Origin of the sequence: Brevibacillus brevis NBRC 100599, assembly GCF_000010165.1 — a bacterium.
Classification (GTDB): Bacteria; Bacillota; Bacilli; order Brevibacillales; family Brevibacillaceae; genus Brevibacillus; species Brevibacillus brevis_D.
Genome location: NC_012491.1, coordinates 4011229 through 4031347, shown reverse-complemented (window position 1 = coordinate 4031347; position 20119 = coordinate 4011229). Strand labels below are relative to the sequence as shown.

17 protein-coding genes are annotated in these 20119 nt (G+C 48.8%); all 17 read left to right on the top strand.

The features are described from left to right. Positions 1-10 precede the first annotated feature (10 nt). Positions 11-955 (top strand): 16S rRNA (cytosine(1402)-N(4))-methyltransferase RsmH, encoded by a 945-nt coding sequence (gene rsmH / locus BBR47_RS19255; protein ID WP_015892104.1) that lies wholly within the window; start codon positions 11-13, stop codon positions 953-955. 33 nt (positions 956-988) lie between these two features. Continuing rightward, on the top strand, positions 989-1399 hold the full coding sequence (gene ftsL, locus BBR47_RS19250; protein ID WP_015892103.1) for a cell division protein FtsL: 411 nt from the start codon (positions 989-991) through the stop codon (positions 1397-1399). 95 nt (positions 1400-1494) lie between these two features. Continuing rightward, a complete protein-coding gene (locus BBR47_RS19245; protein ID WP_015892102.1) occupies positions 1495-3960 on the top strand; it encodes a penicillin-binding protein in 2466 nt (821 codons plus the stop codon). A 64-nt stretch (positions 3961-4024) separates the two neighbouring features. Next, on the top strand, positions 4025-5953 hold the full coding sequence (locus BBR47_RS19240) for a stage V sporulation protein D (protein WP_015892101.1): 1929 nt from the start codon (positions 4025-4027) through the stop codon (positions 5951-5953). 152 nt (positions 5954-6105) lie between these two features. After that, positions 6106-7584, top strand: coding sequence for a UDP-N-acetylmuramoyl-L-alanyl-D-glutamate--2,6-diaminopimelate ligase (locus BBR47_RS19235; protein ID WP_015892100.1), 1479 nt, complete (start codon positions 6106-6108; stop codon positions 7582-7584). Between the two features lie 42 nt (positions 7585-7626). Then, positions 7627-8598 (top strand): phospho-N-acetylmuramoyl-pentapeptide-transferase, encoded by a 972-nt coding sequence (gene mraY, locus BBR47_RS19230; protein ID WP_015892099.1) that lies wholly within the window; start codon positions 7627-7629, stop codon positions 8596-8598. Beyond that, the gene (gene murD, locus BBR47_RS19225; protein ID WP_015892098.1) at positions 8595-9959 is read left to right on the top strand and encodes a UDP-N-acetylmuramoyl-L-alanine--D-glutamate ligase; all 1365 of its coding nucleotides are present in this window, start codon (positions 8595-8597) and stop codon (positions 9957-9959) included. The genes mraY and murD overlap by 4 nt, the downstream gene beginning before the upstream one ends. Before the next feature lie 66 nt (positions 9960-10025). Continuing rightward, entirely contained in the window at positions 10026-11120 is a 1095-nt protein-coding gene (gene spoVE, locus BBR47_RS19220) for a stage V sporulation protein E (RefSeq protein ID WP_015892097.1), read from the top strand. 79 nt (positions 11121-11199) lie between these two features. Further along, positions 11200-12303, top strand: coding sequence for an undecaprenyldiphospho-muramoylpentapeptide beta-N-acetylglucosaminyltransferase (murG, locus tag BBR47_RS19215; RefSeq protein ID WP_041749523.1), 1104 nt, complete (start codon positions 11200-11202; stop codon positions 12301-12303). Between the two features lie 102 nt (positions 12304-12405). Further along, positions 12406-13311, top strand: a complete 906-nt coding sequence (murB, locus tag BBR47_RS19210) for a UDP-N-acetylmuramate dehydrogenase (protein WP_015892095.1) — start codon at positions 12406-12408, stop codon at positions 13309-13311. Positions 13312-13326: 15 nt separating this feature from the next. Further along, a complete protein-coding gene (gene murA, locus BBR47_RS19205) occupies positions 13327-14583 on the top strand; it encodes a UDP-N-acetylglucosamine 1-carboxyvinyltransferase (RefSeq protein ID WP_015892094.1) in 1257 nt (418 codons plus the stop codon). A 131-nt stretch (positions 14584-14714) separates the two neighbouring features. Further along, positions 14715-15509 carry a cell division protein FtsQ/DivIB gene (locus tag BBR47_RS19200; RefSeq protein WP_015892093.1) on the top strand — a complete coding sequence of 265 codons (795 nt, stop codon included), beginning with the start codon at positions 14715-14717 and terminating at the stop codon, positions 15507-15509. 21 nt (positions 15510-15530) lie between these two features. After that, the gene (locus BBR47_RS19195; protein ID WP_015892092.1) at positions 15531-16241 is read left to right on the top strand and encodes a DUF881 domain-containing protein; all 711 of its coding nucleotides are present in this window, start codon (positions 15531-15533) and stop codon (positions 16239-16241) included. Positions 16242-16261: 20 nt separating this feature from the next. Continuing rightward, the gene (locus tag BBR47_RS19190; protein ID WP_015892091.1) at positions 16262-17008 is read left to right on the top strand and encodes a DUF881 domain-containing protein; all 747 of its coding nucleotides are present in this window, start codon (positions 16262-16264) and stop codon (positions 17006-17008) included. Between the two features lie 2 nt (positions 17009-17010). Beyond that, complete coding sequence (locus tag BBR47_RS19185) at positions 17011-17358, top strand: small basic family protein (protein WP_015892090.1); 348 nt, start codon at positions 17011-17013, stop codon at positions 17356-17358. Positions 17359-17500: 142 nt separating this feature from the next. Continuing rightward, a complete protein-coding gene (gene ftsA / locus BBR47_RS19180; RefSeq protein ID WP_015892089.1) occupies positions 17501-18754 on the top strand; it encodes a cell division protein FtsA in 1254 nt (417 codons plus the stop codon). A gap of 127 nt (positions 18755-18881) precedes the next feature. Beyond that, positions 18882-20030 carry a cell division protein FtsZ gene (ftsZ, locus tag BBR47_RS19175; RefSeq protein WP_015892088.1) on the top strand — a complete coding sequence of 383 codons (1149 nt, stop codon included), beginning with the start codon at positions 18882-18884 and terminating at the stop codon, positions 20028-20030. Positions 20031-20119 lie beyond the last annotated feature (89 nt).

Below are 20119 nucleotides of genomic sequence, written 5' to 3'. Positions count from 1 at the left end.
AAGAACAGGAGTGACGACATTGTCGTTTCATCACGTAACCGTTTTGATGGATGAGGCTGTCCAAGGGCTAAACATTCGTCCTGGGGGCATTTATGTAGACTGTACACTCGGCGGAGCTGGGCATAGCAGTTTGATTGCTTCCAAGCTGACGGAGGGCGGTCGTCTTATCGCCATCGATCAGGACGACTGGGCACTGGATAATGCCCGCGAAAGACTCGCTTCCTATATGGACAGAGTCACGCTGGTAAAGAGCAACTTCCGCCATATCAAAGACATTGTGAAAGATTTAGGCTTGTCTGGTGTAGACGGGGTGTTATTTGACCTCGGGGTATCCTCTCCACAATTGGACGAGGGAGAGCGCGGCTTCAGCTACAACGCCGATGCGCCCTTGGATATGAGAATGGATCAGCAAGCACCATTGTCCGCCTATGACATTATCAATGAGTGGGATGAAGAAGAGATTGCCAAGATCATTTGGCTGTACGGAGAAGAGAAATTTTCCCGCCGAATTGCCCGGCAAATCGTTCAACAACGGAAGAAGCAGCCGATTCAAACAACAGGTGAACTCGTTGAGTTGATTAAGGAAGGAATTCCTGCCGCTGCGCGCCGTACCGGACCCCATCCGGCGAAGCGTACCTTTCAGGCAATTCGGATCGCTGTCAATGATGAATTGGATGCATTCAAAGAGGCCGTCGTCGATGCAATTGAGGTTTTGAATCCAGAAGGTCGCGTAAGTGTCATTACGTTTCATTCCTTAGAGGACAGAATCTGCAAGCAAATTTATCAAGACTTTTCAAAAGGGTGCACGTGCCCGCCAGCCTTTCCGATTTGTACATGCGGAAATAAAGCAGTAGTAAAAGTCATTACAAGAAAGCCGATTTTGCCATCAGAAGAAGAATTAGAAGCAAACAAACGTGCACGATCAGCTAAACTACGGGTAGCGGAGAAGCTGTAGACCGGGATCGACGAGAAAGGGGAGGGAGAAGCGATGAGTTATTACTACCGAGGGAATTTAGCTATGGAGCTGGAACAACAATCCCGCTCTGTAACGAAAACAACAAAGCGCACGGTCCGAATCAAGCCAACGATTCCGACCGGAGAAAAATTGCTGTATCTCTTATTTATCTCGTTAACCGTCGTCGGCTTGGGTCTAGTGGGTGTCCGCTACTCGCAAATTTCCCAGTTGAATTACGAAATCCAGACCACCAAACATGAAAACCGTGTGACGGCAGAAAAAAATGCAACGTTGAAATTGCAAATTGAACAAATGACCAACCGGGATCGCCTGCAAAAAGAAGCAGAGAAGCAGGGGATGGTATACAATCCAGCAGCTGTACATACGATCGGGAACCCAGAAGTACAGGCGAATCTGCCAAAACCACAACCCAAAAAACCTTAAATGTTACTGCGCCTTATGTGCGGTAACATTTTTTCTTAGCTGGGCCAGTTGGCTTAGGGAGCGGGCGATCTTTGATGCGATGGAGATGAACGGAGATGGAATGGAAGCGAAAAGTAAATTGGCGAATTCTCATGGTAGCCTTATGTACGATTTTGATTTTTTCGACGTTGAGTTTTCGAATCTACTGGCTTCAGACTGTCAAAGCTACCGAAATCATGGGGACGGCTCAAGAGCAGTGGGACAGGGAGCAAGTCTTGAAGCCGAAGCGCGGGGCGATCTATGATCGAAACGGCGAGATTTTGGCGTATAACGGTAAGGCATACACGGTAAACGCAAAACTGAAGCCACGCAATGATAAAGACGAAGATTTTGTGAAAGATCCGTACTACACAGCGAATATGCTGGCTCCTATTTTGAATGCGCCGGTTCCTGAATTAGTGAAGAATTTGACTAAGCCGAACAAAGTCGTGGAATTGGGACGCTTCGGGCTAAAGATCAGTGAAGAGCAAAAGAACCGAATTCTAAATTTGCAATATCCGACACTGCCAAGTGGTGAGAAGCTCAAAAAGAATCAGCTCCCAGGAATCTATTTGACTGAAACGACTCGCCGGGTTTATCCGAATAATGCCTTCGCTTCCCATGTGATCGGTTATCTTGATTTGTATGATGAACCGAAAATGGGGATCGAGCTGCAATTTAACGATAAATTGGCTGGCCAAAAGGGACATATTGCCTACCAAAAGGATCGTGCAGGCTACCAGCTGCCGGACGGAGAAGGAGAGTACACTCCGGCAATAGACGGCGTAGATGTATATCTTACGATTGATCGCCAGATACAGGATTATGTAGAACAAGCCCTTGATAAGGTGGAGCAGCAGTACAAGCCGCAGGGCATGACGGTCGTTGTAGCCGACCCGCAAACGGGCGAGATATTGGCGATGGGCAACCGCTCGACGTTTAATCCGAATACGTACTACAACGGGATTGAAAACTACAACAACCATGCGGTCACCACAATGTTTGAGCCGGGCTCTACGTTTAAGATTATTACGCTGGCGGCAGCGATTGAAGAAAAAATGTTTAATCAGAATGAAACCTATCAATCAGGTGCTTACACCATCAAGGGGCAGATTCCGATCCGCGACCACAACAATGGTGCCGGTTGGGGAACCATCAGCTTTTTAGAAGGGGTTCAGCGATCGAGTAACGTATTGTTCGTTAAGTTGGGTTATGAACGGTTGAAGCTGGAGGGTCTAAAGAAATACTTCAAAAAATTCGGGATGGGTCAAAAAACCGGAATTGAGCTTCCTTACGAAAAAGAAGGAAATTTAATCAACCTGTATAAACCTCAGTCACCGCGTGACTGGGCTGCAACAACGTATGGTCAAGCAGCGACGGTTACGGCGATCCAGCAGGTTGCCGCTGTGGGGGCGATCGCGAATGGAGGAGAGCTTCTAAAACCTCATATTTTAAAAGAAATGCGTGATCCTCACACAGGAGCCGTTGTCGAACGCACGCAACGTGAGGTTGTGGATCGGGTCGTAAGCGAAGCGACTGCAAAACAGACACGCGACATTTTGGGCAAGGTTGTCTCAGAAAAACCTGGAACTGGTACACTATATCAGATCGAAGGGTATCAAGTCGCAGGAAAGACGGGAACTGCACAAAAATATAATCCTAACAATGGGAAAATTTTGGATGGTCGTTACGTGGTTTCCTTCATCGGTTTTGCGCCAAAAGACAATCCGAAGTTGTTAGTTTATGTTGTCATTGACGATCCGAAAACAGATGCATGGTATGCATTGTGGGGCCAAATGATGCTTGCGCCGATGTTTACAACTATCATGGAGCGCAGCCTGCAATATTTGCAGCAGCAGCCTGATCTGTCGGTAGTTAATAGTACTAAAAAACCGACGCCGAAAAAAGAAGTACAGGCAGCGCTGGCATCCTCACCAGCTACACAGAAGACATTGCCTAAGTTTGAAGGGATGTCCACGACAGCCGCACAATTGCGGGCGAAGCAGGACAATTTGACGGTCACGGTAGCCGGAACAGGTACGAAAATCGTCAAACAGTATCCCGAAGCTTATAATCAGGTCGTTCCAGGTGAACAGATCATCCTTGTAACGGACAGGGTAAACGGAACGAAGATGCCTGACTTCAAAGGAAAATCATTGCGGGACGTCATGGAGTTCACCTCTTTGATCAATCTCGCAGTGAAATCGAGTGGAACTGGCTTCGTCAGCCAACAAAGTATTCCTCCGGGAACGGTGCTCCAGGGTACAGAGCTGCTTCAGGTGACGCTGCAATCCGTGTCGGAACCACCTGTACCGGCAACACCTCCTTCTAGTCAGGAGGGCAGCACAGTGCCTGCTACAACAACGCCAAACAATACAGGAGCGAGTCCTCCTACAAATCCAGCAGGAGGAAATAATCCGGCTCCACCATCTTCTGGTCAGCAAACCGGGCAAGGTGGAGCAGCACAGCCGCCAGCTTCTGGACAGGCAACACCTCCTGACAAACCAGGAGGCCAATCACCGCAAACACCGACAACTCCATAGTTCTAACTAGTCCCCCCTGCGAATAAGGTTAAGAAGAGACAACCTATTTGAGGGGGGACTCGCTTTGCGGGTATCCAATGCTACTGTACGCCGTCGCATTTTTATCATCTTGATTGTAGGAGTCGTTTTGTATTCGGCACTTGTCACCCGTTTGGGTTATGTTCAATTGATAGAAGGACCGAAACTCTCGCAGATGTCAGATGAACTTCTCAAACGGGAGATTAAATTTCAGCCCAATCGTGGTCGCATTTTAGACAGAAGCGGAAATGAGCTCGTGACGAATATGACCGTACCTACACTGGTATCGGTAGGGGCGCAAATCAAAGACCCGAAAGAAACAGCGAGACAGCTCGCCGTCATTTTGGAGCAAAAAGAAGAAGATGTATTTCGTGCCATTACGAAAAAAGCAATGAGCAACAACCAGATTCCGGGTGGAAGAAAACTGTCTGTTGAAAAGGCGAGGAAAATACAAGAATTGAATTTGCCAGGGATATACTTGGCAGGGGATACGAAGCGTTTTTACCCGAACGGAACGATGGCAGCCCATATACTTGGTTTCACAGGCATTGACAATCAAGGGTTGACAGGTCTTGAAAAAATTTATGATCCCTTCTTGATGGGGACCGAGGGACATATCTCATTTCCGTCAGATGCCAAAGGGCGCGTACTGCCAGGTGGAACCGAAGACTACGTAGCACCCGTGAATGGGATGGACATGTATTTAACACTCGACAGTGCCATCCAATCGTTTATCGAACGCGAGCTGGATCAGGCAGTAGTCGCTTATCAGCCAGATGATGTTCTGGCGATCGCGATGAATCCAAAGACAGGGGAAATATTGGGGATGGGGAGTCGCCCGACTTTTCAACCGGATGCGTACAGAGACTATCCTTCTGAGGTGTACAATAGAAATCTCCCTATCTGGAAAACATACGAGCCTGGTTCCACATTCAAGATTGTGACACTGGCCGCTGCTTTAAACGAAGGCGTTATCAATCTGAACGAAGGCTTCTACGATCCGGGATTCATAAACGTGGCAGGGAAGCGATTGCGTTGCTGGAAGCGTCAGGGGCATGGACAGGAAACGATGCTGGAAGTGGTAGAGAATTCTTGTAACCCTGGCTTCGTGACGATGGGCCAGCGACTGCAAAAAGAACGACTTTTTGACTACATCAAAAAATTTGGCTTCGGACAAAAGACAGGGATCGATTTGATCGGCGAAGAAAACGGGCTGTTATTTAACTTGAAAAAAGTGGGACCCGTAGAGCTGGGGACGACTTCTTTCGGTCAAGGGGTTTCGGTAACGCCGATCCAACAAATGGCTGCGGTCTCAGCCGCTATCAATGGTGGTAAACTTATGAAGCCGTTTGTCGCCAAAGAATGGCGGGATAGTGTGACACACGATGTGGTAGCGAGGACTTTGCCGACAGAGGTTCGACAGGTGATTACCGAGGAGACCTCGGCCAAAGTTCGGCATGCGCTGGAAAGTGTGGTCGCGCAAGGAACGGGAAATAAGGCATTTATTGAAGGGTATCGGGTAGGAGGTAAGACGGGAACCGCGCAAAAAGTAAAGAATGGCCGTTACGTCGATGGCGAATACATCGTTTCGTTTATCGGCTTTGCGCCGGCTGATGATCCACAGCTCGTCGTATATTTCGCTGTAGATAATCCGAAAGCACTGGCGTTTGGTGGATTGATTGCTGCCCCGAGTGTAAAAAGTATCATGGAATCCTCCCTTCAGCATTTGAATGTACCCAAACGAAAAGATGGCATCCCCAAGGAAATTAACAAAGCACTGGGAGAACGGGCGCCAATCGAAGTACCAAACATGGTCGGACAATCCATGAGAGACGTAGTGACAACGTATGATACTCTGCCGCTAGTCGTTTCAGGTAAAGGTCAGTACGTCATCCAGCAGTCCCCAGCACCTGGAGTAAAAATTGATGAGGGCGGAAAAATTCGCATATACCTTGGTGACAAATCGACCAATTAGCTATAAAATGAGATTTCGAAGGCGGAGGGGAGTAGGCTTGTCTACGTTCGCTCTGCCTTTGTTCATCAAGACTGCGCCTAAATGATCGGCGTAGCCAAGTACAAATGTTCAAATTTCTGTCTATACTAGTTGGAGAATGGGGTGCCTGTTTCATGTTTCTACGGGATCTGCTCATGCCTTTGTTGCCAGTAACGGTTTCGGGGGATGACAGCATGGAGATTACGGGTTTGACGGCAGACTCGCGCCAGGTAAAGCCCGGCTACTTGTTTGTCTGTCTAACTGGATATACCGTGGATGGACATACGTTCGCGGCCCAGGCGGTGAAGAATGGTGCCGTCGCCGTGTTATCCGAACAAGATCTGGACGTGCCAGCGACTATTGTCAAAGTACCGGATACCCGGCGGGCAATGGCTATGCTGGCTGATCGTATTTTCGGATCTCCCACGAAAGAAGTAAAAGTCATTGGCGTTACCGGGACAAATGGCAAGACGACCACTACGCATCTGATCGACAAGATTTTGCGCGATCAAAGCAAGCAAACAGGCTTAATCGGAACGATCCATATGAGAATTGGAGACGTTACGGAGGAAGTCAAAAATACGACTCCAGATGCCATAGATTTGCAAAGAAGCTTTCGTCGCATGTGCGATGTAAACACAGACTATGCGATTATTGAGGTTTCCTCTCATGCATTGGAGCTGGGAAGAGTCCGCGGTTGCGAAATTCATACAGCGGTTTTTACCAACCTGACGCAGGATCACCTCGACTACCATAAAACGATGGAAAACTATCGCTACGCCAAATCATTATTGTTTTCCCAGCTCGGTAACGGCTATGACACAGACCGTCTAAAAACAGCTGTACTGAATGCCGATGATGAGGCGTCCGAATTATATGCCACCGTTACACCGGCGCGAGTCATTACATACGGCATCGATCAACCAGCAGATGTAAGGGCAAAACAAATCGAAATCACAAGTAAAGGAACTTCTTTTACAGTCGAAAGCTTCGCTGGCAGTGCGCGTCTGAACTTGAGGCTGATGGGAAAGTTCAATGTGTATAACGCTTTGGCAGCCATCGCGGTTACACTCGCAGAAGGTATTCCACTCGAAGCGATCAAAGCGAGCCTGGAAGAGGTAGCGGGGGTAAATGGGCGATTTGAAGCAGTAGATGCTGGTCAGCCGTTTGCGGTGCTCGTCGACTACTCCCACACACCAGACAGCTTGGAAAATGCATTAATGACTGTCAAGGAATTTGCCCGTGGCAACGTATTTTGCATTGTGGGCTGCGGAGGCGACAGGGATCGAACCAAACGCCCAATCATGGCGCAAATTGCAACGAAATATGCTGATCTGACCGTCTTAACATCAGATAATCCACGCTCGGAGGAGCCGCAGGCGATTCTCGATGACATGCTGGCTGGTTTGTCAGAAGTGGCACCTGATCGTTATACGGCACTGACAGACCGACGCGAAGCCATTGCCCATGCAGTTTCGCTTGCAAAGCCGGACGATGTGATCTTGATCGCCGGAAAAGGACACGAAACGTATCAAATTATTAAAGACCAGGTGTTGCCCTTCGATGACCGTGAAGTTGCGCGCGAAGCGATTGCCCGGTACAACCAAGAATAGAACAGATGCCACACACTGCATCGAAAGAAAGGAGGCTCGGGCATGTTCGTTGACAACGTCCTAATCGTCACGATCGTCGCTGCGTTTCTCATCGCCGTACTCATTGGCCCATTGTTTATTCCCTTCCTTCGCCGCCTGAAATTTGGGCAGGCAATTCGTGAGGAAGGACCGCAATCCCATTTTAAGAAGGCTGGAACTCCCACCATGGGAGGCACCATCATTCTTTTGGCACTCATATTTACCGTGTTGAAGTTTGCCAATGCGAAAATGGAAATTTACTTCCTGTTATTGGTGACCCTCGGATACGGTTTAATCGGGTTTTTAGATGATTTCATCAAAATCAAGAAAAAACGCAACCTCGGGTTGACTGCCAAACAGAAGTTTGCTGGTCAGATTGTCTTGGCAATCGGCGCTTATATTTTGCTGCTTATGATGGGGCATGACACGTCCATCCATCTGCCAGGTACACCGTGGAAGCTCGAGCTCGGCTATTTTTACTTCCCATTCCTGTTGTTCCTCTTGGTAGGTACAACGAATGCCGTTAACATCACAGATGGATTGGATGGACTATTGGCAGGGACGGGAGCGATTGCTTTTGGTGCTTATGCGATCATCGCATGGTTTGGTCAAGATTATGACACTGCTATTTTTAGTGCGGCTGTTGTAGGGGCGGTACTTGGCTTCCTCGTCTTCAATGCGCATCCGGCACGCGTGTTCATGGGTGATACGGGTTCACTCGGACTTGGTGGAGCGCTCGCGGGAATTGCAATCATGACCAAGACGGAATTACTTTTGGCTATTATCGGTGGGGTATTCGTTGTCGAGACGCTCTCTGTTATTATGCAGGTAGTCTCCTTTAAGACACGTGGAAAGCGTATTTTCCGTATGAGTCCCCTGCATCATCATTTTGAATTAACAGGCTGGTCAGAGTGGCGCGTGGTTGTCACGTTTTGGCTCGTCGGTATGTTCTTTGCTGGATTGGGTGTATACCTTGAGGTGGTGACAATCAGATGATGCGTTTTCATAATAAGCATGTCGTCGTTATTGGTATGGCAAAGAGCGGTGTCGCAGTGGCAAAACTGCTACACCGCTTTGGTGCTCATGTCGTCGTAAATGATAAAAAGCCACGTGAAGAAGCGGTCGGGGTAGAAGAGCTGGAATCGTTGGGGATTCCGGTCATTTGTGGTTATCATCCCGATGATCTCATTCATGAAGGCGTATCCCTTGTGGTCAAAAATCCGGGGATTCCGTATGAAGCAGCACCCGTCAAGCAGGCGCAGGCACTCGGCATTCCTGTTGTGACGGAGGTGGAGCTGGCCTCCCAGATTGCCAAGGCACCGATTATCGGCATTACAGGCTCCAATGGCAAGACCACGACTACGACGCTCGTCGGACTGATTTTCAAAGAAGCGGGTCTGGATGCGAAGGTAGGAGGCAACATTGGGACCGTATTGTGCGGCCTAGCGGAGGAAGCTGGTCCCGACGAATGGCTCGTTGCTGAATTGAGTAGCTTCCAACTGATGGGGACGCGGAAGTTCCGGCCACATATCGGTGTTTTGCTCAATCTGTATCCTGCTCATTTGGATTACCATCACACCATGGAAGAGTATTTGGCAGCCAAACTGAAAATGTTTGCCAACCAAACGGCAGATGACGCAGCTATTTTGCCATATGACCAACCAGAGATCGTAGAAAAATGCAAAGACCTCCCTGCATCCATCTACTACTTTAGCAAGAGTCAAGAGGTGCCAAAAGGAGCTTTTGTCAAGGATGGTTTGATCCTGTTTGCGGATGGGAATGGGAATACAGAGCCAATCGTTGCGATCGCGGATATTACCGTTCCTCATTTGGACAACGCACTGGCAGCGATTCTGGTTGCGAAGCTCGCAGGCGCGGACAAGCAATCGATTATACAAGTTCTTACTACCTTCCCAGGGGTAGAGCACCGGATGGAGTTCGTGGATTCGATTCGCGGTGTCAAATACTTCAATGATTCAAAAGCGACTAACCCGGAAGCGGCATCCCGCGCTTTGCAAGCGTGCAAGGAGCCAGTCGTATGGATTTGCGGTGGGCTGGATCGTGGTGTTGATTTTCGGGAACTGCTGCCTGTGATCCAAGGTCGGGTAAAAGCAGTCATCGCTCTCGGGCAAACGGCTCCGATTTTACTGGAACGTGCGCAGGAAGCAGGGATTAATGAGCGGATCCATGTCGATACTGTGGAAAAAGCCGTTCTTGCTGCTTCCCAGTTGGCCGAATCAGGTGATGTGGTCTTACTGAGCCCTGCTTGTGCGAGTTGGGACATGTTTCCTTCGTTTGAGACAAGGGGGAGCATGTTTAAGGACGGCGTGCATAGACTTAAAACAAGCCTAGCATAACGTCCCACTGGTATCATCACGAATATGACAAAAGCGGGACGGCATGAGAAAGGATGACCTGGCACAATGAGCAAGGTACGCTCTGCCCCCGACTTCGTAATTATTTTTGCAACACTTTTTTTATTGGGAATTGGCATCGTGATGGTGTATAGCGCCAGCGCGATCGTGGCGCAAAAGCCGCCGTTTTCCGATCCGTATTTTTTCGCCAAGCGGCAACTGATCTTCGCTCTGTTAGGGATTACATCCATGTACATTACGATGAATATCGATTACTGGGTGTGGAAGCAATGGGCCAAGCCAGGGTATTTGGTAAGCATCGGTCTGTTGATTTTGGTTTTGATCATCGGGATCGAAGTAAATGGCTCGAAAAGCTGGCTTGGTTTCGGCGCTTTTGGAATTCAACCAGGGGAATTTGCGAAACTGGGCGTCGTTGCATTCCTGGCGAAGTGGCTCTCAGATAATCAGAAGCAAATTGTCTTGTTCCGAAAAGGTCTTCTGCCTGCCTTAGGAATTCCCGTTCTGTGTTTTGGCTTGATCATGCTGCAACCGGATTTGGGAACCGGGACGGTTTTGATGGGAACCGCCGTCGTTATGATTTTTGCGTCAGGTGCGCGGATTAGTCATTTTGTCGGTTTGGGAATGATCGGAGTTGTTGGCTTCATCGGCTTGGTTTTGTCAGCACCTTATCGAATCAAAAGGATTACGTCCTTCCTCGATCCGTGGTCGGATCCGCTCAATACGGGCTATCAAATCATCCAATCTCTTTACGCAATAGGTCCCGGCGGTTTGTTGGGTCTTGGCCTTGGACAAAGCAGACAGAAGCATCTGTACTTGCCTGAGCCTTACAATGATTTTATTTTCTCGATTGTCGCGGAGGAGCTGGGCTTCATCGGAGGCACGCTCATTCTCTTGCTATTCCTTCTCTTGTTGTGGAGGGGAATGCGAACGGCAATTACGGCTCCAGATTTGTTCGGAAGCCTGCTTGCCCTAGGGATCATTGGCATGATTGCCATCCAGGTTGTCATCAATATTGGTGTTGTGACAGGGATGTTTCCGGTGACTGGAATCACGTTGCCGTTCCTAAGCTACGGTGGTTCTTCGCTGACACTGATGCTCACAGGTGTAGGTGTCTTGTTGAACATCTCTCGTTTTTCTCGATAACAGAAACCTCAACAGGAGTACGCAATAAGAATGTAAAGCAGCCTATTGCTACTCCTTCTCAAAAAAGGGTGTGAACGTAATGCGTGTCGTCTTAACAGGCGGTGGCACAGGTGGACATATTTATCCGGCGCTTGCGGTGGCGAGGGAAGTTTCTCGTCAATATCCGCAGGCTGCCTTTTTGTATATTGGTAGTAAAAAAGGCTTGGAAGCAGGTTTGGTACCGCGATCCAATATTCCTTTCCAATCCGTAGAAATTAGCGGATTGAAACGCAAGCTGTCGTTGGACAACTTGAAGACCTTGTGGAAATTCGTCCGGGCTGTTGGGGATGCCAAGAAAATGCTGCGCGAGTTCAAACCGGATGTCGTAATTGGTACGGGTGGCTACGTATGTGGTCCAGTCGTATATGCAGCTTCGCGCTTGGGGATTCCAACGTTGATCCATGAGCAAAACGTAGTGCCGGGCTTGACCAACAAGTTCCTTTCTCGCTCAGTTACTCGGGTGGCCGTTTCGTTCAAAGAATCGCTCGCCCATTTTCCCCCGTCTAAAACGGTACTGACCGGAAATCCACGTGCAACGGAAGTTATGCACGGTAATGCCGAGGCGGGTCGAAGCTTTTTGGGTGTGGACAATAGCAAAAAAATCGTGCTGATCTTTGGTGGCAGCAGGGGAGCGCGTGCAATCAATGAGGCAGTGCTTTCGGTTGTTACGCAGTTAGGTAAATACACCGATACTCATTTTGTATATGTGACGGGCGATGTTCATTTTGAGGCGATTTCGGCACAGCTTGGTGAACGAGGAACACTTCCAAGTAACATTTCTGTGCTTCCGTTCGTCCATAATATGCCGGATGTTTTAGCAGCGACGCATGTATTGGTTGGTCGCGCAGGAGCATCTACCTTGGCAGAAATAACGGCACTAGGTGTGCCTTCAATCTTGATTCCGTCCCCGTACGTCACGAACAACCATCAAGAGAAAAATGCAAGGGGATTGGAGCGCGAAGGGGCCGCTCATGTTATCGTTGAGCGTGACCTTACCGGAGAGAGCTTGCTACTTTCCTTGGAAAATATCCTTACCAATCCAGCGAAATGGGAAGAGATGAAAAATAGTTCACTTTCCTTGGGGATGCCGCAAGCAGCGACAGAGATCGTTCGTCAATTAGAGGCGATGACACGAAAAAAATGATCAGATAGGCGATTGTCACGCCGATCTGGGCGAAAGCATAGTATGGAGCAAACACGTGAGAAGACTAGGTCCGACCTAGCAAACGTATCAGGAGGTTCACAAATGAAAAAAATCGCAGATGAGCTCATGCAAGCAGGAATCGAAAAAGTGTGGACCGATGAACCCCTTGCTAATCATACAACGTGGCGGATCGGGGGTCCTGCTGATTTGTTAATCCAACCCAAGGATAAAGCATCCTTGCAAAAGGCCTTGCAGATCATCCATCGTCATGAAATTCCTTGGAGTGTAATCGGGCGCGGTTCAAACCTTCTGGTGAGGGACAGAGGGATACGTGGAGCCGTGCTTAAAGTGGCCGAGGGCTTAAGCCACTGTGAGTTCAGGGGCGAAGAGGTGTGTGTGGGTGCCGGATATTCCATGATCCGCCTGGCGGTGGAGACAGGCAAGATGGGATTAACAGGTATGGAGTTTGCAGGAGGGATTCCTGGTACGGTAGGCGGCGCCGTCTATATGAATGCGGGGGCACACGGATCTGATCTTTCACGTATTCTTATTGAGGCCGAGATCCTTTTCGAAAACGGCGAAAGTAAAGTGTTGAGTAACGAGGAACTGAGCTTTAGCTACCGGACTTCTCTTTTGCAAAAGCAAAAAGGGATCGTGCTAGAGGCCCGTTTTCAATTGAGGACGGGCGACCGCAAAGAGATTGCGGCCACACTCGCTGTCAATAAGGAACGACGGCGCAATACGCAGCCATTGCAGATGCCGTGTGCTGGCAGTGTGTTCCGAAATCCGCCTAATGACCACGCAGGTCGCCTGATTGAAGCAGCTGGGCTGAAGGGCTATCAGATCGGAGGAGCTCAGGTTTCAGAAAAACACTCCAACTTCATCGTGAATTGCGGAGGAGCAACGGCTACCGACGTCCTCACCTTGATTAATCACGTTCGGAGCACGATTCTCGAGAAAAATGGGATTGACCTGCATCCGGAAGTCCTGGTGGTGGGCGAGGGGTAACACGGAGGTGAAAGTTTGGAGACTTTTGCGATCGAAGGCGGAAGACCTCTGTCCGGTTCGCTTCGGATCCAAGGTGCTAAGAACGCTGCTCTTCCCATTCTTGCCGCTGCTGTGCTCGCGGAAGGGCAATTCTATATCTATGACGTCCCCCATCTAAAAGACATTAAGGTCATGCTCGAAATCTTGACGTTGCTTGGGGCGAATACGAAGCATGAGGACGGATGTGTCGATCTGGATACAACGTCTGTCTGTGTCCCGCAGGTGCCGGATGATTTAATGAGCCAAATGCGATCTTCGATTTTTTTGGCGGGACCACTCCTGGCACGTCTGGGTGAGGTCACGATTTCCAGGCCAGGTGGATGTGACATTGGAGAGCGCAGGATTGACTTGCATTTGGCTGGATTGACAGCGCTAGGAGCCAAAATTGAAGAATCGGAAGGTTACATTACATTTCGGGCCAAACAATTGCGTGGGTCCAATATCTTTCTTTCCTTCCCCAGTGTGGGCGCGACGGAAAATATCATGATGGCGGCTGTGCTGGCAAAAGGCACGACCCGAATTTGTAATGCAGCACGTGAGCCGGAAATCATCGACCTCCAGAATTTCCTGAATGCAATGGGAGCAAGGATCAGAGGGGCGGGCACCGATACGATTGAGATCAGTGGTGTACCTCGTTTGCGTTCCGTCAGTTACCGGATCATACCGGACAGGATTGTGACAGGAACTTATCTGCTGGCTGTCGGTATTTCACAGGGACATATCGAATTGACCAATACACTGCCTGAGCAATTGATGGCATTGATTGAGGTCGCCCGTAGCTGCGGTGTTGAAATCAAGACCCGCCATGATATAATGGAAATCAAAAGCACCTCCCGTCCACGTGCCTACGACCGGATCATCACCTCGCCATATCCCGGGTTTCCGACCGATTTGCAGGCGCAGCTGATGGTGTTTCTGTCACAGGCTAGGGGAACGAGTGTCATTAAAGAGACCATTTTTGAAGGAAGATTCAAACATGTGAATGAATTGGCGCGAATGGGCGCCTCTATATACGTTGATCTTGGCTCCGCAATTATTCGGGGTGTCAATAAATTGACCGCTACGAATGTCGAAGCTACTGATCTTCGAGCAGGTGCTGCCTTAGTCCTCGCGGGGCTTGCTGCAGAAGGTATTACCACGGTGAACCAGATCCATCATATTGATCGTGGATACGATCGGCTGGAAGAGCAGTTGCGTCAATTAGGAGCCGATATATCACGAGTATCGATGTAACCGAGGGAGAGTGGGCGGCATAATGTTATGCCGCTTTCCCTGTTTTGTTCAATGACATTTATTCGAAAGACATCCAGTAATTTACTTTGCTCTGGGCAATGAGCCTAAAAAACAAGAGGAAGGGTACGGCCATGGCGGTATATGAGGAACGCATTCCGCAAGTCAAGCAACAACGCCCCAGAAGAAGGGGCAACCGCAAACTGGTCTTTCTGCTGGTATTGTTTTTTCTTACCATTCTCATCATCGTTTTTATCCGTTCCCCTTACAGTAAGGTGCAAGAGATTCGAGTGACTGGTAATGATATTTATACGACAGAGCAAGTCATTACAGAATCTGGCCTAATGAAGGACATGCAGTTTCTAAACGTATGGGAGAACAGTGTGCGAAATAACTTGAAACCATTAGAGGCCATTAAAGATGTGACGGTGAGCCGCTCTTTCCCCGGGTTGATCACGCTACATATAACCGAACAAAAGCGCGTCGCTTTTTGGAGTGGGCAGGACGGAAGCCGCTATGCCTTACTGGACAATGGCTATGTGCTCAAACAGGTTAATTTTGCCAAGCGTGTAGTGGACAGGCCATTGATTAGCTCGTGGGCCTCACCGGAGCTCCTTCCCCATCTCGCCAAGTCGCTATCGAAATTATCGCCAAATGTACTCGCGGAGATTTCAGATATTACATTGACGCCGACGGTTTACGACAAGCAACGCATAACGCTGTACATGCGCGACGGGAATGAAGTAAGAAGCGTCATCTACAAGCTGGACAAGATGATGAACTGGTACCCGGCGATCATGAAACAATTGCCGCCGGATACAAAAGGGGTGCTCTCTTTGTTTGAGCAACCGTGGTTTATTCCGTACGGGGCTCAAGGGGCTATTCCTATACAGGAAGGGCAAGAGCAGCCACAGCAGCCACAGCAGTAAATGAAAAAGGGGAAAGTAGACATGAGTCGTCGTCGCAAATTTCATTTGTATTTAACCATCGTGACGTTATCTACCGGCTTTCTAGTGGCCACTTCCTTCGAAACGAACAAGCTTACCCGCAAAGAACGGATGAATGATCAGCTGTTCCAACAGGAAACGCAATTGAATGACCGGATTTTGGCTGAAAAGGAGCAAAATCGGCATCTGGAAAATCAACTGCTCGATTTGCAACGTCAGGTGGGAAAAGTGGAAGAGGCGATGGCGGAGCGTAAATCGGAGGCTGCTGATACACTCAGTCAACTGGATGCAGCGCGGATGCTAGCAGGGGTAGTCGCTGTGGAAGGGCCAGGTATTGTCATAACGATGCAGGATAGCCAGAATGCAGCGAACAGCACAGATATCGCAAACTACATCGTGCACGAGCAGGACGTGCGCCTGGTCGTCAATGAACTGCGTGCAGCAGGAGCAGAGGCCATCAGCATTAACGGGCAGCGTGTGGTAAGCAATTCCGAAATTCGTTGCATTGGACCAACGATTATCGTAAACGGCATCAAATCGGCCGCTCCATTCGTGGTAACAGCGATAGGGAATCCCGACACACTAGACAGTGCTTTGAATTTGCCGGGAGGTGTTTTACACTCCTTGCAAGATTTTGTACAAATAAGCATAGCCAAAAAAGAGCGGGTCGAACTACCTGCCTTTGTTGGTGACGCGAAAACGAAACACTCCTAAATAAAAGGATGCGTTTACCTATGTTACAAAAAAGCCGTAAAATCACATTTATTCTTGCCATCATTAGTGCTATCATAGGTGTGATGTTGACTGTGCAATTACGAAGCAGTCTTCATCCTGTTCATAAAGAGTCTCGCAGCATCGCGGAACTTCGGACCACGTTGCAAAAAGAACTGGAGAAACACAAAAACCTGCTCGCAGACATTTCAAAGTATAATCAGCTGTACTACCAATACGAAACCTCACTCAGTGAAGATGAAAGTATCTCCGTTATGAAAGAGGAGTTGGCACGGACTCGCCGAATGGCTGGAATGGTAGGGATGGAGGGAGAAGGCATCGTTATTGATGTTGTCGATGCCCATACACCTGCAGAGCCAGTTGGGGATGGACATATGCCTGTGCCTGTTGTAGGAGACTATACGATTGACGATGAAGATTTGCGCTGGTTGGTAAATATCCTGTTTGCAAACGGAGCACAAGCTGTTTCTATTAATGGCCATCGACTGATTGCTACCACTGCGATCCGCAATGTGGGAGATGTCATCCAAATCGATACCAGGACGATCAGGGCTCCGTATGAGATAAAAGCATTGGGGGAGCCTGAAGTATTGTTGTCCGCATTGAAGCTGGAGGGCGTAGAGGAAAACTTCCAGCTGGCGAATAAAAAGGTGCTGGCAGAAAAACGGGACAAGCTGATGATTTCAGCGAATAATGAAACACGTGTCATTCAATTTATGAAACCTGTAAAACAAAAAGGAGATTCGTAACCATGTGGCTCCCGCTTATCGGACTGATTGTCGGTCTTGTTGTCGGCTTCCTACTGGATTGGCGTGTGCCCCAGGAGTATAGCAGCTATCTATCAATAGCCCTCTTGGCTGGATTGGATACGATCTTTGGGGGGATTCGTTCGTTTTTAGAGCGTACTTTTAACGTTCGTATTTTCATGTCTGGATTCTTTTTCAACACACTTTTTGCAGCAGGCTTGGCCTTCATTGGAGGGTACTTGGGGATTGATCTGTATTTGGCTGCGATCGTGGCTTTCGGGGTCCGTTTGTTCAACAATCTCGCTGTCATTAGGAGAATTGTTCTATCCAAATGGATCAATCAGCAAGAATAACGCGAAGAAAAATGGGAAGATGGTCATTTTTTTGCAAAAAATCAATAAGAAAAAAAGGGAATGGTTGTCCTGTGTGGAATAATTTATGCAGGTGTTCTCACTTTAGCAAGAAAAAAGACGTAGCAGGGGAGGTGTCACAGGTTTGGTAAGCAATGAACTCATAGTCAGCCTAGACATTGGAACATCCAAAGTACGCGTCATGATCGGCGAGATCAACAATGGTTCCATCAACATCATCGGCGTCGGACAATCACACTCAGAAGGAATCAAGAAGGGCGTGATTGTAGACATCGACCAAACCGTGCATGCCATCCGGGAAGCGGTTGATCATGCGGAACGCATGGTTGGCGTTTCAATCGAAGAAGTGTATGTGGGGATCACTGGAAACCATATCGATCTGCATGAAACCCAAGGGGTTGTCGCTGTATCCAGCGAAGACCGTGAGATACGAGAAGAAGATATTCAACGCGTAATTCAGGCAGCGAAGGTCGTGGCTATTCCTCCAGACCGTGAAATCATCGAGGTAGTCCCAAAGGAGTACATCGTTGATGGACAAGGGAGCATTAAGGACCCTCGTGGGATGATTGGTGTCCGACTGGAAATGGAAGGGACCATTGTGACCGGGTTGAAAACGGTCGTACATAACATCGTTCGCTGTGCTCAACGAACTAATCTGCGTGTAGCTGGAATATTCTTGCAACCGCTTGCGGCTAGCACTGTTGCTCTATCCAAAGATGACAAAAATATGGGTGTCGTTCTTGTCGACATCGGTGCGGGTTCTACCACGATCGGTGTATTCGAGCAAGGGAAACTGGCAGCGACCACCGTGATCGGCATCGGTGGCGACCACATTACGAGCGATATTTCACTCGGACTGCGAACGCATACAGATGTGGCAGATCGTGTGAAAACCAAAAACGGCTGTGCCCTTATTGACGAAGCATCCGAAGATGTGAAGTTCAAGGTGAACCGGATTGGCAGTGAAGTTGAAAAGCAATTTACGCAAGTGGATTTGGCCAATATTATCGAGCCGCGCGCTGCGGAAATATTCCAATTAGTCGAGGATGCTGTATACAAATTGGGCTATCGCGACGAAATTGCAGGTGGCTATGTTCTTACGGGTGGTACCGTAGCTATGCCGGGCATGTTGGAATTGGCAAAAGAAGAATTGGACGCACCTGTTCGAATTGCGATTCCTGATTACATCGGAGTGCGAGATCCTGCCTACACCACCGGGGTAGGTTTGATTCAATATGCCTTGCAGTTGATGGAGCGCCGCAGCATTCGCGTCACCCCCTCATTCAAGGGCACTCAGAAGCAAACCGTCTCGTCTAAGCCAAAAGAAGGCGGCGGTTTGATGGAAAAAGTGAAAAACTGGTTTAGCGAATTTATTTAATGGAGTTCGCTTTATCGAGCTTAACTACAAGGACGAAGACGGGTATCGATTCGTTCCATTGTGTTTAGTTGACAGGCTTCTGTAGCCACGAAGTTTTCTTATGTTGAAGTTGGGGAGGACTAGCAATATGCTGGAATTTGATATGGACTTGGAATCCTTTGCACGAATTAAAGTTATTGGTTGCGGGGGCGGAGGTAGCAACGCAGTAAACCGCATGATCGCCGGTGGAGTAAAGGGTGTAGAATTCATCACCTTGAACACCGACGCGCAAGCACTTCAGCTCTCCAGTGCAGATATCAAGCTGCAAATCGGGGAAAAATTGACACGTGGACTGGGAGCAGGTGCGAATCCTGAGATCGGTAAAAAAGCGGCGGAAGAAAGCCGTGATTTGATTGAGAACGCTTTGCGTGGAGCTGACATGGTATTCGTAACTGCCGGTATGGGTGGAGGTACGGGTACAGGTGCAGCACCTGTTGTTGCAGAAATCGCCAAAGAAATGGGTGCTCTTACAGTTGGTGTAGTAACTCGTCCGTTCTCTTTCGAGGGTCGCAGACGTTCCCAGCACGGTGAGATCGGTATCGCTGCTCTGAAAGAAAAAGTAGACACACTGATCGTGATTCCTAACGACCGTCTTTTGGAAATCGTTGATAAAAATACGCCAATGCTCGAAGCATTCCGCGAAGTTGACAACGTACTGCGACAAGGGGTTCAAGGTATTTCCGACCTGATTGCGGTACCTGGACTGATCAACTTGGACTTCGCTGACGTGAAGACGATCATGACTGAGCGCGGTTCTGCTCTCATGGGTATCGGTGTAAGCAGTGGCGAAAATCGTGCGGCTGAAGCTGCACGTCGGGCTATTTCCAGCCCACTTCTCGAGACTGCGATTGATGGTGCACGCGGTGTTCTCATGAACATCACTGGCGGGACTAACCTGAGCTTGTACGAAGTAAACGAAGCAGCCGACATCGTATCTTCTGCATCTGACCCAGATGTTAACATGATTTTCGGTGCGGTGATTAACGAGGATCTGAAAAATGAATTGGTAGTGACCGTAATTGCTACAGGCTTCGAGCATAGTCAACGCGCGGCGGAAGCTCCGCGCCGTCAACAACAGCCGATCAACACGCCTGGCAATCGTCCGACACCAGTTTCCAATACGAATAACAGCCGTGCGAAGGAAGAAGAGGAAGACAAGTCCTTCTTCTCCATGGGTAACCTGGATAATCTGGATATTCCAGCATTCCTGCGCAATCGCCGCCGCAACAAAAACTAAAGTGATAAATGACTGTCAAAAGCCTTGTTCCCGTCAGTGGGGACAAGGCTTTTTTTCGTTGATTGGATGAAAAATGTTAGACAAAAAAA

What these genes read in the sequence shown, in the direction of transcription:
- ftsL (WP_015892103.1), top strand. Translation starts at nt 989, where the DNA reads ATGAGTTATTACTACCGAGGGAATTTAGCTATGGAGCTGGAACAACAA.
- BBR47_RS19245 (WP_015892102.1), top strand. Translation starts at nt 1,495, where the DNA reads ATGGAATGGAAGCGAAAAGTAAATTGGCGAATTCTCATGGTAGCCTTA.
- BBR47_RS19235 (WP_015892100.1), top strand. Translation starts at nt 6,106, where the DNA reads ATGTTTCTACGGGATCTGCTCATGCCTTTGTTGCCAGTAACGGTTTCG.
- mraY (WP_015892099.1), top strand. Translation starts at nt 7,627, where the DNA reads ATGTTCGTTGACAACGTCCTAATCGTCACGATCGTCGCTGCGTTTCTC.
- murD (WP_015892098.1), top strand. Translation starts at nt 8,595, where the DNA reads ATGATGCGTTTTCATAATAAGCATGTCGTCGTTATTGGTATGGCAAAG.
- spoVE (WP_015892097.1), top strand. Translation starts at nt 10,026, where the DNA reads ATGAGCAAGGTACGCTCTGCCCCCGACTTCGTAATTATTTTTGCAACA.
- murG (WP_041749523.1), top strand. Translation starts at nt 11,200, where the DNA reads ATGCGTGTCGTCTTAACAGGCGGTGGCACAGGTGGACATATTTATCCG.
- murB (WP_015892095.1), top strand. Translation starts at nt 12,406, where the DNA reads ATGAAAAAAATCGCAGATGAGCTCATGCAAGCAGGAATCGAAAAAGTG.
- BBR47_RS19200 (WP_015892093.1), top strand. Translation starts at nt 14,715, where the DNA reads ATGGCGGTATATGAGGAACGCATTCCGCAAGTCAAGCAACAACGCCCC.
- BBR47_RS19195 (WP_015892092.1), top strand. Translation starts at nt 15,531, where the DNA reads ATGAGTCGTCGTCGCAAATTTCATTTGTATTTAACCATCGTGACGTTA.
- BBR47_RS19190 (WP_015892091.1), top strand. Translation starts at nt 16,262, where the DNA reads ATGTTACAAAAAAGCCGTAAAATCACATTTATTCTTGCCATCATTAGT.
- BBR47_RS19185 (WP_015892090.1), top strand. Translation starts at nt 17,011, where the DNA reads ATGTGGCTCCCGCTTATCGGACTGATTGTCGGTCTTGTTGTCGGCTTC.
- ftsZ (WP_015892088.1), top strand. Translation starts at nt 18,882, where the DNA reads ATGCTGGAATTTGATATGGACTTGGAATCCTTTGCACGAATTAAAGTT.